A 13,800-nucleotide genomic window follows, 5' to 3' on the forward strand; every position below is an offset into this window, starting at 1 on the left:
CTTTTCACCCCGACTGAACTCTACCGGCCGCTTTCAAACGCGGCCCGGCGGCGAGACGATGCATGGGAGAGCGACATGGATGGTCGCGGCGAAACGAGCGATCCGAAGACCGCGCAGACGATCGAGAGCGACGAGGCGGTCGACCAGCGTCTCGGCGAGACCGTGCGGCTGCTCCGTCAGCGCGCCGGGCTCTCGATCCAGGACGTCGCCAACCGCACCGGCCTGTCCACCGGCATGATCAGCCAGCTCGAACGCGCGCGCGCCATGCCGTCGGTGCGCACGCTGCGTCTGCTCAGCATCGCCCTCGACGTTCCGATCTCCTACTTCTTCGAGACCAGCGATCCCGGCGAAGCCCAGCGTTACATCGTGCGCAAGAACAGCCGGCGCCTGCTGCGGCTCACCGCCAGCGGCGTCGTCAAGGAGGCGCTGACGCCGGCCGGGAAAGGCCAGCTCGAGCTCTATGAGCTCACGCTCAACCCCGGCGGCTCGTCGGGCACCGACTTCTTCCAGCACACCGGCGAGAAGGCGGGCTACATCCTGTCCGGCAGCCTGCGGCTGTGGCTCGACAACCAGGCCCATTTGCTCGAGGCCGGCGACAGCTTCCGCTTCCCCAGCATCGTGCCCCACATGTTCGACAACCCGACCCAGCAGGTGGCTCGCGTCATCTGGGTGACGACGCTGCGCCAGGACGATTCGCCCGCAGGTTGAAGCGGATCGGGCTCGTTTCTGGGGACGGCCCGCAGTTTCCCGGCATCGAAAATTGACCATCGACGGGGTAAAGCTGAGCCTGTAGCTGAACCTGCGCTGGACCCGCCCGTCCGGGCATGACGGTCCATTCCGCGGCTGACGTCTTTGGTGTCGCACCATGAACCTCAGGGGGCTTCTGACGCTCGCGATGGCCTTGCAGGCCGTGGGAACCGCTGCCGTCCTGCTTGCATCCGAAGTCTTCGCCGGCACCGCCGGCCCGCGCGCGTTCGGTGCCGCGCAAATCCTGGCGCTGCTCGCAAGCGGCGTCATCGCGGCCCTGCTCGCGCGCTTCTGTGCGCATCGGATCGAGCGCCGGCAGAAGAAGCTCGCCGATGCGCACATGGCCGGCGAAGCAGAGGCACGCCGGGCGCTCGCGGAAAGCGAGCGGCAAACGCAGGCGGTGATCGGGACCGCGCTCGACGCCTTCGTCCAAATCGATGAAGGCGGCATCGTCGTGTCGTGGAGCCCGCAGGCCGAGGCGCTGTCGGGCTGGACGCGCGCGGAGGCGATCGGCCGCGACGTGGTCGACCTCGTCGTGGCCGGACCGCTCCGCAGCGCCTTCAGGCAGCGCATGCAGCGGCGCCTGAGCGAGCTCTCGGAAACTCCGATCGGCATGCGCTTCGAAGCGGTCATGGTCCACAGGAACGGCGATGAGATCCTGATCGAGGCTTCCAGCACGAGCTTCCGGCTCGGGGAGCGCCACCTCATCAACACCTTCGCGCGGGACGTCACCCGCAAGCGCGTCACCGAGGAGCAGCTGATCCAGGCCCAGAAGATGGAAGCGGTCGGCCAGCTCACCGGCGGCATCGCGCACGAGTTCAACAACATGCTCACCGTCATCACCGGGACGATCGAGATCCTCGCGGATGCCGTGAAGGACGATCCGCATCTTTCGCCCATCGCGAAACTGATCAGCGAAGCGGCCGACCGCGGCGCGATGCTGACCTCGAGCCTGCTCTCCTTTGCCAGGAAGCAATCGCTGCTGCCGACCGAGATCGACGTCAACGAGCTGATCGAGGAGGTTGCCAGGCTGCTGCTCGCGACCTTCGACAAGAACATCGAGATCGCGACCAGGCTCGATCGCGAGGTCTGGCCGGCGCTCGTCGACCGGGGACAATTGAGCTCGGCGCTGCTCAACCTCGCCATCAACGCCCGCGATGCGATGGCGGACGGCGGCAAGCTCACGATGACGACGAGCAATGTCGTGTTCGGGGTCCGCGACGCCGCGGCGGCAGGCGTCGGCTATGCCGGGGATTACGTCGAGATCGCCATCACTGACACCGGCACCGGCATTCCGCAATCCAATCTCGGCCGGATCTTCGACCCGTTCTTTTCAACGAAAGAGGTTGGAAAGGGCACGGGCCTCGGGCTCAGCATGGTGTTCGGCTTCGTCAAGCAGTCCGGCGGCAGCATCAAGGTCTCCTCCGAAGAGGGCCGGGGCACGACGTTCAGGATCTATCTGCCGAAGGCGGAGACGGGCGCGCGGCGCGGCTCGGGTGAGAGCGAGCACAGGATGGTAGGCGGGCACGAGACCATTCTCTGCGTCGAGGACGACGGCGATGTCCGCAAATACGTGACAGTCCAGCTCGAGAGCCTCGGCTACAGGGTCATCGGTGCGGCCAACGCGAATGAGGCCATCGCCATCGCCGCGGAGGGCACGCCCTTCGACCTCTTGTTCACCGACATCGTGATGGCCGGCGGCATGAATGGAGGGGAGCTTGCCGAACGGTTGGTGGCCGCGCGACCGTCATTGCGGGTTCTGTTCACATCGGGATACGCCTACGACTCGCTGCATGCGCAGGGCCGCGCCGGGCACGGCGCGCCGCTTTTGACAAAGCCCTACCGCAAGGCCGAGCTCGCGCGCATGCTGCGCCGCTGCTTCGACACCGCCGTCGATTCCGTCGGCGACCCGATCCCGCTGCCCTACTCGGTCCAACCCGAGGTCGATCGCTTCCTGCGGAAACAGGCGTCCGACGAAGACGGTCCGACGCGATCGTGAAAGTAGACGTCCACTAGGGCGCGGACGTTTCTACCCCGCCGGCTTCGGTCTCAGTAGGGAGCCAAATTTCATCACTGGAATACCAGGCCGGTCGATTGCATGTTTCGATAGCTTGGGAGGCGTGTTAGCCTCACGGAGAGACGACATAGCGCCCAATTAAGGTTCAACCTTAGCGGGATTGAAATGCAGTGCCGCAACTGCCAACATGAAAACGCTCCCCACAACAAGTTCTGCTCCAACTGCGGAGTTCAGCTGGACGTCTCGACGCTCATGGAGCTACAGCGTGAGCGGAAGCAGGCCACGGCACTATTTGCAGACATTGTGGGCTCGACGGGCCTGATCGCAAACCTCGATGCGGAATCCGCCGGGCGGCGCCTCCAGCCTGCTGTTGAAGCCATGATGCAGGCGGCGGAGCGCTTCGGGGGGACGATCCTCCATACGCTTGGCGATGGACTGGACGCTATTTTCGGTGCGCCCCGTGCGCAAGACGCGCATGCTCTTCTTGCTTGCCAGGCGGCCTTAGCGATGCAGGAAGCGGTCGCCGCACTACCGATTCCGACTCAGATCAGAATAGGAATTCACTCGGGAGAGGTCGTTGCATCTCCCAGAGGGGACGCCTTCGGCCACGAGGCGCAGGGCCTCGTTTTGCATATTGCCAGCCGGTTGGAACACGAGGCGGAGCCAGGCGGGATCCTGTTGAGTATGGAATGCAATGACCTCGTCAGGGACTATTGCGAGACCTCCCCGGCAGGTGTTCGCACACTGAGGGGCGTTCCGGAGCCCATCAAGGTATTTCGCCTGATCGGCCTGAAGCCTGGCGTTGGTAGCGATAGATTCCGCGCGATCGGCCTTTCTCCATTGCGGGGGCGACACGCTGAATTGGAAATTCTCAAAAAGGCTGTGCTTGATGCCGAGAATAACGCCGGAAGCGTCATCGGGATAGTCGCGCACGCCGGCATGGGAAAAAGCCGGTTATGCTATGAGCTCGGCGAGTGGTGCCGCCAACGCAACCTCAAGGTCTTGGAGGGACGCGCACAAGTATTTGGGAAGTCGCAATCAATGCCGCTGCTCGCGGTCTTGGAATTACTGCGCGCCTTCTTCCGCATCACGGCGACACTTGATCACAAGATAGCGCGCGCAAAAATTGAGGAACGCCTCCTTGCGCTCGATCCGACCTTCGTCGACGAGCTGCCATATTTGCTGAATCTCCTTGGACTTCCGGCACCGGAATTGGATACGCAACGCGCCGATCCGAAGGCATGGCACTTGCGGGTGCGCAACCTCATCAAGCGAATTGCAGTAGCGGCCGGGCGTCAAACCTCGGTTATCATTTTCGAGGACTTACACTGGCTCGATGATCTCAGTGAGGATTTCGTAACGGCTATCGCCGAGGCCATTGAGGGCACCAAGCTCGTCATGATCGTAAACTATCGGCCGACATGGGCTCCTCCGTGGTCGATAGAACATTTCACTGAACTTAGGCTTACCGAACTGGGCAGCAGCGACATTCAACAATTGGTCCGAGATCAAATCGGAGACGATCCGCACCTGGCTAACATGGTTACAGACATCGCGCAGCAAAGCGATGGCAATCCTTTTTTCGCGGAGGAACTGGTACGAGCCCTGGCACAAAGCGGCACGCTGCTCGGCGAACGCGGCCAATACCGGATCGTATCGTCCGACTGGCTGACCCCGACGCTGCCAGCAACCATAGAAGCGGTGATTGGCGCCCGTATTGACCTGCTGCCTGCGCTCGAGAAAGCGGCGTTACAAATCGGCGCCGTCATCGGCAAGGAATTTCCATTGACGATAGCCATGGAGGTTTCAGGAATTCCGGAGCAAGAGATCAAGGGACTGTTTGCACGTCTTTGCGACCTGGATCTCATAACTGCCAGCAGTAACATCGACAGGCCGGGCTACTCGTTTCGGCATCCTTTGATCCAGGAGGTAGCTTATGCAATGCAGCTTCGGTCTCGCCGGGCCCAACTGCACTCCTCGGTAGCAAGGGCGATCGAGGGAGCTCCGTGGGGGAGCGCAGACGAGTCAGCCAGCTTGCTCGCCTATCATTGCGAGGCGGCTGGACAAATGCTGGAAGCTGCGATGCATTTGCGCCGCGCCGCCCTCTGGCTGGGCAGGAAAAATTCGGCGCGGGCACTCACTGAATGGAAAAGAGTGCGTTGGCTGCTGCGGGATCAGCCTAGAAGTACCGCTGTCGACCAGCTTCGCGCTCTTGCCAGTGGTCGCGTGTTAGGTTTTGCCTGGAGCGAAGGCTTATCGGCTGAAGATGCGAAGCCCTATGCCGAAGAAGCTTTGCAATATGCTCGCGAAGCTGGCGATCGAAAGCACGAAGCGCTGCTGCTGGGTGCGTATGGACGTGTTTTTGCAGCCAGCGGCGCAGCTGACGACTACATTGGTCTGGCCCGACAGGGAGTCGCGGCAGCTGAGGCCAGCAAAGATCCGGATGTATTTGTTGCATGCAATGCGCAGCTATGCCAGGCGTACCTGCTTGCCGGCTGTCTTCGCGAAAGTCTCGATGCTAACGACACCGCAATGACCGCGAATGACGAGCGATGCCAGGCGGACAACGGCGTTGTTCTCGGGCTAAACGCAAGTCAGATCTTCGGCTTTGATGTCGGGCAGTGGCTACTCTGCCTGCGCGCGAGAACGTTAGTCCTCCTTGGTCAGTTCGAGGCCGCCGAGAGGTGCCTGGCGACGGCTTTTCGAGCTGACCAGTCAAAGGCTATTCCGGTCGTTCAGTACCACGCGCATCTTGCCGCGGTCGAGATGGCATTCCATCGAGGGAATATCGCGATGGCAGGATTGCACGCGAAAGAGGTGGAGGGCTACGCCTCTCAATCCGGAATGACCTACCTTTTTACCGCAGCCCGCCTCTGCCGCGCTCTCGTGAGTTCTGCCGAAGGAGATTTCGGCTCGGCTTCCGACGATTTGCATGAGGCATTAGCAACTGCGAGAAAATCAAAGACGGGTCTCGAGATCGAGGCGCGACTGCTTGCCTATCTGGCGGACGTGGTGAAGCGCGCGGGTCAAAAGGCACGCGCCGGACAACTCGTAAGGGAGGCTATCGAGGTGGCACGGAGGCGAACTGATCGGGTTGCCGAACTCCATGCGCACATCGTCGCAGCCGACCTTGAGCTTGCCGGAGGTGCAATCAACCCGGAGTTGTGCGATGATCACCTGCAGAGGGCGAAAGCTTTGCTGGACGTCACAGGGGCGGCAATTTTCGCGTCGAGATTAGCTGATCTTAGACCCGGCGATGTGAAGATCGCAAATAAGAGCGTTCAAATTGAAAATTGAGGTGTATGCTCGCGGGGCTTTAAAATCATAAAAGGGGAGAAAAATGGGAATAGCAATAAGCGATTTTTCCACTGCCGACATGCTTTTCCAGCTTAACACGAGGTTCGGTCCTGGCCACCCGCTTAAAGAGATGGTCGTCATCCAGAAGGAATTTAGAGTATTTTCGAGCAAGTATTCCCTCAAGCAGGCTTTCCGAGTCCTGCACATTGTCCCGGTGGATTTCCTAGAACGGCGGCGGTGGTTCGTCTTCCTCGACCTCCTGAAAAAATACGATTCTGATCAGAAAGGGGTGAGTGGTCACGATCGCATTCGAAGTGCGTATCAAGACAATCTCGACAGTAAGGCGCCTCTTCCCGTCTACACAACCACGCATTTGATGAGCAAGGACCGCCGTGTAAAGGTTACGCGCGGGCAACCCATCATCTACGAAAAGCAGTCCTATTTGGTCATATCGATCCCGACTTTACCCAAAGAAGATGGGCAGGCGGCCCGCGCCGCAAAGAAGAAACGAAGCAGGAAGTGAAGCAGGCCGATCGGCGTTCTAACTCTACGCAGCTCCTGACGGGTGCCGAACTAGGCTTGGTTTGCACCCAAGTGGGGGCCTACTACGCCGCCAAACTTGCCAGCCACGGAGCGAACCCCCGTGGGGTGGATTGGTCGTGCACGGCGACGCAATGGCTACGCTTTGTTCAGCTTCTCCGGCTTTGTCCGGCCAATGCACCATTTTCGTTGATCGACCTGGGCTGCGGTTACGGCGCGCTGGCAACGTTTCTCATTAAACACCGGGGCGTTGCCAATGTTGATTATTTGGGAGTTGATTTGTCGTCCGAGATGGTGCGTCGGGGCCGACGCCGCCATCCTGGTAATTCCAACGTACGTTTTGTCGTTGGGCGGAACGTATCAGAACTGTCTGACTACGTGGTCGCCAGCGGCATAATGAATGTGATGCTTGGCTTTCCTCTACTCACTTGGGAAAGATTCGTGAGCACCATGTTGTTTGATATGCATCGAATGAGCAAATTTGGTTTCGCCGTCAACTTCCTGAAAAAGTCGGGACGGCGCTCTCAACCGGGTCTGCTCTACCGTACGACCCCAGGGAAATGGGCGCGATTTTGCGAACAAAAGCTTGGTCGGTCGATCGAGATTTTGGACGACTACGGGCTGGAGGAATTTACCCTCCTCGCCCGCACTTCGAACGCAGTTTCGGATACGACAACATAGAATGCCTGGTTGGCGGGGACCGACAAATGGGGCGGGGCACGGTTCGCAAGACGGGTCGCACAGCGATAGCGCCCAAGACCAGCATGCGGCGTTCGCCCTCTCATCGCGTGGACCGGCTACGCGAAGCTGCGCTCTTGGTCATTTCACCGGATGGCCAGCTGGATGAAGCTGGGCTGCACGCTGCGTTTACTCTTCTTCGGTCGCAAGCGCCCGTATATTGGGTCGAATGTCCCGGTATGCGGCCCTTTTGGCTCGTCTCTAGACACGCCGACATAATGGCGGTTGAAGCAAGGGGCGCGCCTTTCATCGCAGCACCAAGATCCGTGCTGTCCAGCGAAGCAGGCGAGGCCAACATACGGCAGGTTTCCGGCAAACCCGATGTGCTGCGCAGTCTCTTCCAAATGGACAAGCTTGAACATCGCGCCTACCGCGAGATTGCGCGCGTCTGGTTTTCTCAGAGCGAAATTGAAAAGCTCGACGCGCTGGTCACGCATTGTGCGCGTCAATTTGTCGGGCGCATGCCACGGAGCGACCAATCTTTCGACTTCGCGAGTGAGATCGCTGTCCCTTTCCCCATGCGGATCATGATGCATATTCTTGGTCTTCCAGAAGCGGATGATCCCTTGATCCTGAAGTTAGCTCGTGGCTTGACGGGAGCGGAAGATCCGAGCCGTGCCTTGTCCGACCGCCCGGCTGAGTCCATCCGGTTGGCCGGCATTGGATTTCGCAAATACTTCAACCGGGTCACGGCCGACCGCCGCTCGCATCCGAGAGCGGACCTCAGCAGCGCGATCGCCAACGCTTGCATTTTCGGCCAGCCAATCCCGGACTATGAGCGCCTTTCGTATTTCATGCAGCTTGCCATCGCAGGCCAGGAAAACACCGCTTACAGTATAGCGGGAGGACTGCATGCGTTGCTTAGTCACCCGGATCAAATGGCTAAATTGGTGCGCGATCCGACGCTACTCGGGACGGCGGTCGAGGAGATATTGCGATGGACCTCCCCCGGCCGACATCTCGTGCGAACTGCGACGGCCGAAACGGAGGTTGGCGGCCAGCGGATACGAGCCGGCGAGGCTGTGGCATTGTTCTTCGCGTCGGCAAACCGCGATGAGACCGTGTTCAGGTCGGCAAATGCGTTCGAAGTGGATCGGCAACCGAACCCACATCTCGCATTTGGGTCGGGACCGCATTTTTGCCTTGGGGTACATCTCGCCAGACTCGAGCTCAGAGCATTATTTGGGGCGATGATGCAGGAGTTACCACGCATTTCATCGACCGGCGCGCCGACTCGAGCACGATCCGCCGTAATCAGTGGCATCTCATCGTTGCCGGTGCGATGGACCTGACGGCGGGTAACTCGCGGTGAAGAACGTACTTTTGCCGAGGCGGCCCGTGAGCGAGCGTGCACCGACATCGCAATTGCGATCACTCTAGCGCAGGCAGCCGCGGAGTGCGGACGGTTGACAATTCGTCGGATCAGTTCCGGCTGGTCGTACTAGTCATCTGGAATGCAAGTTCGTCACATAAAAGAGCGCTGGGACCTTTTGAAGGAGAGCGCTTGTGGCGAATGCAGGTTTGAGAGGCCGGCCGATCGCGCCGTTGGTGCTGAGTCGGGAGGAGCGGACGTAGTTGGAGAGGCAAGTTCGCCGTCATCGTGTTGCCCGGTCGCTATCTGAGCGGTGCCGCGCGATCCTGCGGTGTGCGGATGGCTTGCCAAGCAAGTCCGTGGCTGCCGAACTCGGCCTCCATGAACACACCGTTGGCAAATGGCGCCGCCGATTCTTGAAGGATCCGTTTGGTCCATACACCACTTGCTACAACCGCTTCGTTAGATGGCGGCGGGCTTCCCACGCGGCTTGTTCGGGAGCATCGGCTTGATGGCAGTCCATTCATAATCGGCGAGTTCGTAGCGCATGATTCGAGCCCCCAGTTTGGGAGTTTGAATTACGGGATCTGGCCGAACGCAACGCTCCTTAGCCCGATCCTGGTTCAGCGCGTACGGGCAGAAGCGGACATCAACCAACCGATAATCCCCGCCGAAACCGTCGAAAATGACCCGTAGGCGACGTGGCCAGTTGCAATCAGGCGAAGTGATCGGAGAGCCCCCAGGCCGAGGTCTTAGAGAGCCACTCCAACGACGCCTGCAAATCGGCGCGGCCGGCAAGCCACGCAATTTCGGAGCCATTCCGCCTCTGTGCCACCGAATCGCCTACGACGCAGCGACGCAAGTTGCAGCGAGCGGGCGATGCGCATGGGTGCAGTAATGATGCGCTATTGGTTTAATCGATATCTGTCTGCGATCCTGAATGGACTTTCCGTCGCGATGTTCGTCCTCCTGATTGCCGCGATCCTCGCTCGAAATGTCGGACCTCCTGAGAAAGCCGGTCGAGCCACCTCAGATTTCGGTGTCGCAGAGCTTCTAGGGTCGCTGCCGTAAGGCCCGGCCCCGCCGACGCACGATAGCTATCCGATGAACGTGGCGCCCCGTTTAGCCGAAATCGCATAGTGCGGAGGGGTTGCTTCGCCTAACCTCCCGTCTGGATTGAAGTGGAGGTCGCCCTGGTCGCGAACCATGACGCGCCGGGGAGTAGCTAGGCTCGGTCGGGCCCAGGAACGCAGCAACCAAGGGGGACTGCTCGTCAACTTGGATGGAGCAGCTGATGCTCATGAGCAGGCCGGAAGCTCACCTTCAAGATTTGCAACTGATGGAGCGATGCCTTGAAGTCGCTCGACTTGGAGCGAAGAAAGGAGAGCTGCCGTTCGGCGCCCTGATTGTTTCTCGAGGACAGGTCATTGCCGAGGCGACAAATCGTGTTTCATTGGAGAGCGATATGACGCGCCACGCGGAGCTCGTGGCACTTTCCGCGGCACAAAAGGTCCTCAAACGAAAGCGTCTGCAAGATTGCACCTTGTATTCGATCGTTGAACCTTGCCCGATGTGTTCGTTTTCTTCAAGGGAGGCGCGGATTGGTCGGGTGGTGTTCGCCCTCTCGTCTCCTGTCATGGGCGGATATTCGAAATGGGACGTGCTGAAGGATGACGATTTGTCGAACAAGCTACCTGAGGTTTTTGGACCTCCGCCGGAGGTCGTCTCCGGCCTGCTGGCAGCGCAGGCCGAGCAGGTCTGGAGCCAGTGGAACCCGCTCGCTTGGCGATTCATAAAACGAAGAGGCTGCTTTGGATCGGCGGCGGATCTGCCTGAGCGCCATGCGGCCGCGCCGCGTCCCATCCTTTCGTGGGCCGCCTTGACCGCCTTTTTGGCTGCGCCGGCCCTAGCGGTGAGCAAGGCCTTCCTGCGCTCACGTGCGGGTTCGAAAGCTATGCCAAAGTTCGACCCGCAGTCCGACTCGTGAGAGCGCGCTGCCGACGTAGCTGTCGCCATCGGAATAACGCTGATCGCACAGGGACTCGGGCCAGTTATCCTTTTGGCAGCTCGGATTCGCACTTGCCTGGCCGGCGTCACGCCGTGCGGGCAGCAGCACTGACGGCGGGATCGGACTGGTGTTATTGTTTGAAGTGCAGCAGTCGACGCGGTAAGCGGCCTTGAAAGTGCGGGAAACCGAGGTGAGTTCCAAGCCGTTGTTTGGCCCTGCGCAATGCCCTCACCGCAATAACAGCGTCAACGGCTAATCGGCTAAGTCTAGGAAGTTGCCGTGGGTCGCTAACAACTGAACCTCCAATTTTGCGCAGTCTAGGCTTACCTGCGGGTCCCATCTTTATGAGCGCCGCTCTCGGAAGTATCCGATGGGCAGGGTTTAGAACAACGCGACAAGCGGCAAAGGGAATTCTGAATTCGGCGGCAATTCGGGCCACGATTTGCGACTCCATATCAGCTGCGACAGCCCCGGTGGTGGCATGGAGGTCCCGTCTCTCCTCAAAACTTGTCATCGGGGTAGCCACTCCAGCAATCGGAGAGTAGCCGGCGCCCGGGATCATCCGAAGGAGCTCCTGGGCCCAAGGAACGTCACTTGGATAAGCTTCATCTTTCCCGGCAAACACCGACGAAGCGATGACAACCTTACCCGGTCGGAGCTTCGGATCCAGCCCGCCGCATACGCCAAAGCTTATAATCCCGCGCGCACCTTTTCGGATGGCGTCACGCAAATTAGACGCGGTCCGGTCACCATCAGCGATCATCGCTGCCATCCCCGCTATTCTCGCCTCAATTGCCAGTCCAACGACGGCGATCACAGCCTTCGCGTTGGGGGCGCCAGTCTGATCCTCCTCTGAATCATTTACGGTCACAAGCAGGGTCATCGAAGGCCTTCTAAAACGAAACTGTCTCTACATTTAGCTTGCGATCCCAAACAAGGTAACTTGCGGGCTGTGCGTTTCTTCGAAATCGATGTAGGTGTGCTTTCGCGGTCACTAATCGTGGATCAGGCAAACAGCGCCGCCCTCTCGGTGATTTTCGAGCAAGTGCCGCTCTCGTGCCGCCACAGCCAGCCGAGAGCGACGCGCGCTCGATACAGGTGCGGAATTGCTCGCCACCGCCGCCAGCCGTCAGAAATGGCTCATTGACGCGTTCGACGAAGATACGGCCATCCTCCACGGCTTGCCGTTCGCCATTTCGACAATCCTGCGCGCGGTGGCATCGAGATCGGCGAAGGGCTGCCGCTCGACGAATTTCATGCTGCCATCGTGATCTCGAGTGCGCCTTGCTGCAGCGCATGAGTCCGTTTGTGGCCCATCGCGACATATTGGCTGCCGCACGAACTTGGTTGCTATAGGGGCAAGGCGGACGAGGCCTTCGTCGCGTCACGCCGACGGTTTATGGTACACGGCCTAGCTCATCCTTCGCCTCAGCGTCACTGAGGGCGTCTCGCCGAATTTCGCGCGATAGGCGCCGGCCATGCGGCTCAAATGCGTGAAGCCGAGATCGAAGGCGATGTCGGTGATGGAAGCATCGGGCATAGCCTGCGAGAGGCGGGTGTGGAGATGGGCGAGGCGGATGTCGCGCAGCATCTCGGAGATCGACAGGCCGAAATGCCGGCGGAAGCCGAGCTGGAGCGCGCGGATGCCGATGCCGGAGACGCCGGCGAGCTGCGCGAGGTCGAGCGGCTCATTGGCATTGGCCGCAAGATAGTCCCGAGCGTCGCGGAGCGCGCGCGGCAGGCGTTCGGCCTGTCCCGAGAATGTCCTGATTGCGTCGGACAAGTCGTGCCGATGGCGGTTGAGCAGATGATCGAGCAGCGCCTCGCGCCGGTCTGCCATCGCGACCGCTGAAAGCCTGCGAGATGGCCCGAGATGTTCGGCAAGCATCATCAGCTCGTCGAGCTTCGCCTGGAGGCCGGGTGCGGCGGGCGCGTCCAGATCGTTCGCCGGGTCGAATTCGACGGCGCGTGCCGCCCGGCCCGAGAGCGCCGCGGCGCGCTGCTCGACCATGCGGCGGTCGAGCAGGAGGATCGCTTGCGCGCAGTCGATCCATGTCATCCGGGTCGGGATCGTCGGCGACAGAAGTGACGCCGTCCGTCCCGGCGCGGTCGCGATCTCGCGGGTCCCGGCGCGAATTTGGGCCGCTCCCTTCAGCGGGATCTGGACCAGGAAGAAGCGTTCGAGGCAGCCGGGATCGATGGTGACCGATCCGCCATAGGCGACATAGTTGATCGAAAAGCCGTCGAAGGCCGCACAATTATGCCGGGCCGAGAAGCCGGACGCCCGCGCTTGCATCGGCCTGAGATCATGCGGGCAGAAAATGCGCCCGACCTGCTCGGCCGCCTCGTCGACGTCCTCCGTGGTGACGCGGCCGAACTCCGCAAGCCTTTCGACATCGGACGGAGGGGCGCTCATTTCCAGCACGGCTGCGGACATCGTCGACCACGCTTCGCGTCACGGAATTGTTTTAAGCCTATAATAGTTCCCAACCGCCGGAAAGAGCCGTGTCGCAAAATCGTCGTGCTGCACGGCAACAACCATCTCTGGATTCGTTTAGCGGATAGACAGCGGCCCGCGCCTCGCCGAAGCTCCACCCTCGCCGGAAACCATGACGGAGGCGAGCCATGACTGCACTCGAAAAGGGAATTACCGCGAACGGCACGGGCTATGGCGGCAAGAGCTGGAATATTCTGGGCCAGCTCTACTTCCCCAAGGCCATCACCGACTCCACCTTCGCGTTCGAGACCAACAGCGAGCCCGGCCAGTTTGTGCCGGTGCACATCCATCCGACCCAGGACGAGTTCATTCTGGTGCAGGAAGGGGTGCTTGACCTCAAGCTCGATGGCCAGTGGGTCAAGGCCAAGGCCGGCGATCTCGTGCGCATGCCGCGCGGCATTCCGCACGGCTATTTCAACAAATCCGACAAGCCGTGCCGCGCGCTGTTCTGGGTCTCGCCGATGCAGAAGCTTGAGGCGCTGTTCAACCAGCTCCACAATCTGACCGACCCCGCCGAGGTCGTGCGCATCTCCGCCCTGCACGAGGTCGACTTCCTGCCGCCCGAGGCCAACGACTAGGCGGCCGGCGACCTCGTCCATATCCGTCCGATTGCAGGTCCGCCGGCCGCGCATTGTGGCCGAACG

General features: G+C 60.6%; 11 protein-coding genes and 1 pseudogene. 10 read left to right on the top strand and 2 right to left on the bottom strand.

Features of this window, described 5'->3' with window-relative positions; all coding sequences use genetic code 11:
* Positions 1-75: 75 nt before the first annotated feature.
* The 8 genes and pseudogenes from AYJ54_RS08155 to AYJ54_RS08185 all read left to right on the top strand — a co-directional run bounded on the left by AYJ54_RS08155 (position 76) and on the right by AYJ54_RS08185 (position 10,638).
* Complete coding sequence (locus AYJ54_RS08155) at positions 76-708, top strand: cupin domain-containing protein (protein ID WP_063698306.1); 633 nt, start codon at positions 76-78, stop codon at positions 706-708.
* Positions 709-865: 157 nt separating this feature from the next.
* Positions 866-2,746 carry an ATP-binding protein gene (locus AYJ54_RS08160; RefSeq protein ID WP_063698165.1) on the top strand — a complete coding sequence of 627 codons (1,881 nt, stop codon included), beginning with the start codon at positions 866-868 and terminating at the stop codon, positions 2,744-2,746.
* A gap of 183 nt (positions 2,747-2,929) precedes the next feature.
* Positions 2,930-6,061 (top strand): adenylate/guanylate cyclase domain-containing protein, encoded by a 3,132-nt coding sequence (locus AYJ54_RS08165; protein WP_082905543.1) that lies wholly within the window; start codon positions 2,930-2,932, stop codon positions 6,059-6,061.
* 43 nt (positions 6,062-6,104) lie between these two features.
* Complete coding sequence (locus AYJ54_RS08170) at positions 6,105-6,584, top strand: hypothetical protein (RefSeq protein WP_136623535.1); 480 nt, start codon at positions 6,105-6,107, stop codon at positions 6,582-6,584.
* Positions 6,581-7,282, top strand: coding sequence for a class I SAM-dependent methyltransferase (locus AYJ54_RS08175; RefSeq protein ID WP_245328935.1), 702 nt, complete (start codon positions 6,581-6,583; stop codon positions 7,280-7,282). The genes AYJ54_RS08170 and AYJ54_RS08175 overlap by 4 nt, the downstream gene beginning before the upstream one ends.
* 275 nt (positions 7,283-7,557) lie before the next feature.
* The gene (locus AYJ54_RS08180) at positions 7,558-8,631 is read left to right on the top strand and encodes a cytochrome P450 (RefSeq protein ID WP_161491824.1); all 1,074 of its coding nucleotides are present in this window, start codon (positions 7,558-7,560) and stop codon (positions 8,629-8,631) included.
* A 283-nt stretch (positions 8,632-8,914) separates the two neighbouring features.
* Positions 8,915-9,076: pseudogene (locus AYJ54_RS46905) on the top strand (helix-turn-helix domain-containing protein); the annotation flags it as partial.
* Between the two features lie 857 nt (positions 9,077-9,933).
* Positions 9,934-10,638: a nucleoside deaminase gene (locus AYJ54_RS08185; protein ID WP_063698167.1), complete on the top strand. Its 705-nt coding sequence runs from the start codon at positions 9,934-9,936 to the stop codon at positions 10,636-10,638.
* A gap of 151 nt (positions 10,639-10,789) precedes the next feature.
* On the opposite strand, the gene AYJ54_RS53920 is transcribed toward AYJ54_RS08185, so the two are convergent.
* On the bottom strand, positions 10,790-11,542 hold the full coding sequence (locus AYJ54_RS53920) for a phosphorylase family protein (protein ID WP_082905546.1): 753 nt from the start codon (positions 11,540-11,542) through the stop codon (positions 10,790-10,792).
* A 223-nt stretch (positions 11,543-11,765) separates the two neighbouring features.
* On the opposite strand from AYJ54_RS53920, the gene AYJ54_RS50595 reads away from it, so the two are divergent.
* Positions 11,766-11,930, top strand: a complete 165-nt coding sequence (locus AYJ54_RS50595) for a hypothetical protein (protein WP_161491825.1) — start codon at positions 11,766-11,768, stop codon at positions 11,928-11,930.
* A 140-nt stretch (positions 11,931-12,070) separates the two neighbouring features.
* Here the strand turns inward: AYJ54_RS50595 and AYJ54_RS08195 are convergent, their stop codons facing one another.
* Positions 12,071-13,096, bottom strand: a complete 1,026-nt coding sequence (locus AYJ54_RS08195) for an AraC family transcriptional regulator (RefSeq protein WP_063698169.1) — start codon at positions 13,094-13,096, stop codon at positions 12,071-12,073.
* A 188-nt stretch (positions 13,097-13,284) separates the two neighbouring features.
* Between AYJ54_RS08195 and AYJ54_RS08200 the strand changes: the two genes are divergently transcribed.
* Positions 13,285-13,734, top strand: coding sequence for a cupin domain-containing protein (locus tag AYJ54_RS08200; protein ID WP_063698171.1), 450 nt, complete (start codon positions 13,285-13,287; stop codon positions 13,732-13,734).
* Positions 13,735-13,800 lie beyond the last annotated feature (66 nt).

Source organism: Bradyrhizobium centrolobii, from assembly GCF_001641635.1.
GTDB classification, from domain to species: Bacteria; Pseudomonadota; Alphaproteobacteria; order Rhizobiales; family Xanthobacteraceae; genus Bradyrhizobium; species Bradyrhizobium centrolobii.

Excerpts from the sequence above, each read along its gene's own strand:
- AYJ54_RS08155 (WP_063698306.1), top strand. The coding sequence starts at position 76 with ATGGATGGTCGCGGCGAAACGAGCGATCCGAAGACCGCGCAGACGATC.
- AYJ54_RS08160 (WP_063698165.1), top strand. The coding sequence starts at position 866 with ATGAACCTCAGGGGGCTTCTGACGCTCGCGATGGCCTTGCAGGCCGTG.
- AYJ54_RS08165 (WP_082905543.1), top strand. The coding sequence starts at position 2,930 with ATGCAGTGCCGCAACTGCCAACATGAAAACGCTCCCCACAACAAGTTC.
- AYJ54_RS08170 (WP_136623535.1), top strand. The coding sequence starts at position 6,105 with ATGGGAATAGCAATAAGCGATTTTTCCACTGCCGACATGCTTTTCCAG.
- AYJ54_RS08180 (WP_161491824.1), top strand. The coding sequence starts at position 7,558 with ATGGCGGTTGAAGCAAGGGGCGCGCCTTTCATCGCAGCACCAAGATCC.
- AYJ54_RS08185 (WP_063698167.1), top strand. The coding sequence starts at position 9,934 with ATGGAGCAGCTGATGCTCATGAGCAGGCCGGAAGCTCACCTTCAAGAT.
- AYJ54_RS53920 (WP_082905546.1), bottom strand. The coding sequence starts at position 11,542 with ATGACCCTGCTTGTGACCGTAAATGATTCAGAGGAGGATCAGACTGGC.
- AYJ54_RS08195 (WP_063698169.1), bottom strand. The coding sequence starts at position 13,096 with ATGTCCGCAGCCGTGCTGGAAATGAGCGCCCCTCCGTCCGATGTCGAA.
- AYJ54_RS08200 (WP_063698171.1), top strand. The coding sequence starts at position 13,285 with ATGACTGCACTCGAAAAGGGAATTACCGCGAACGGCACGGGCTATGGC.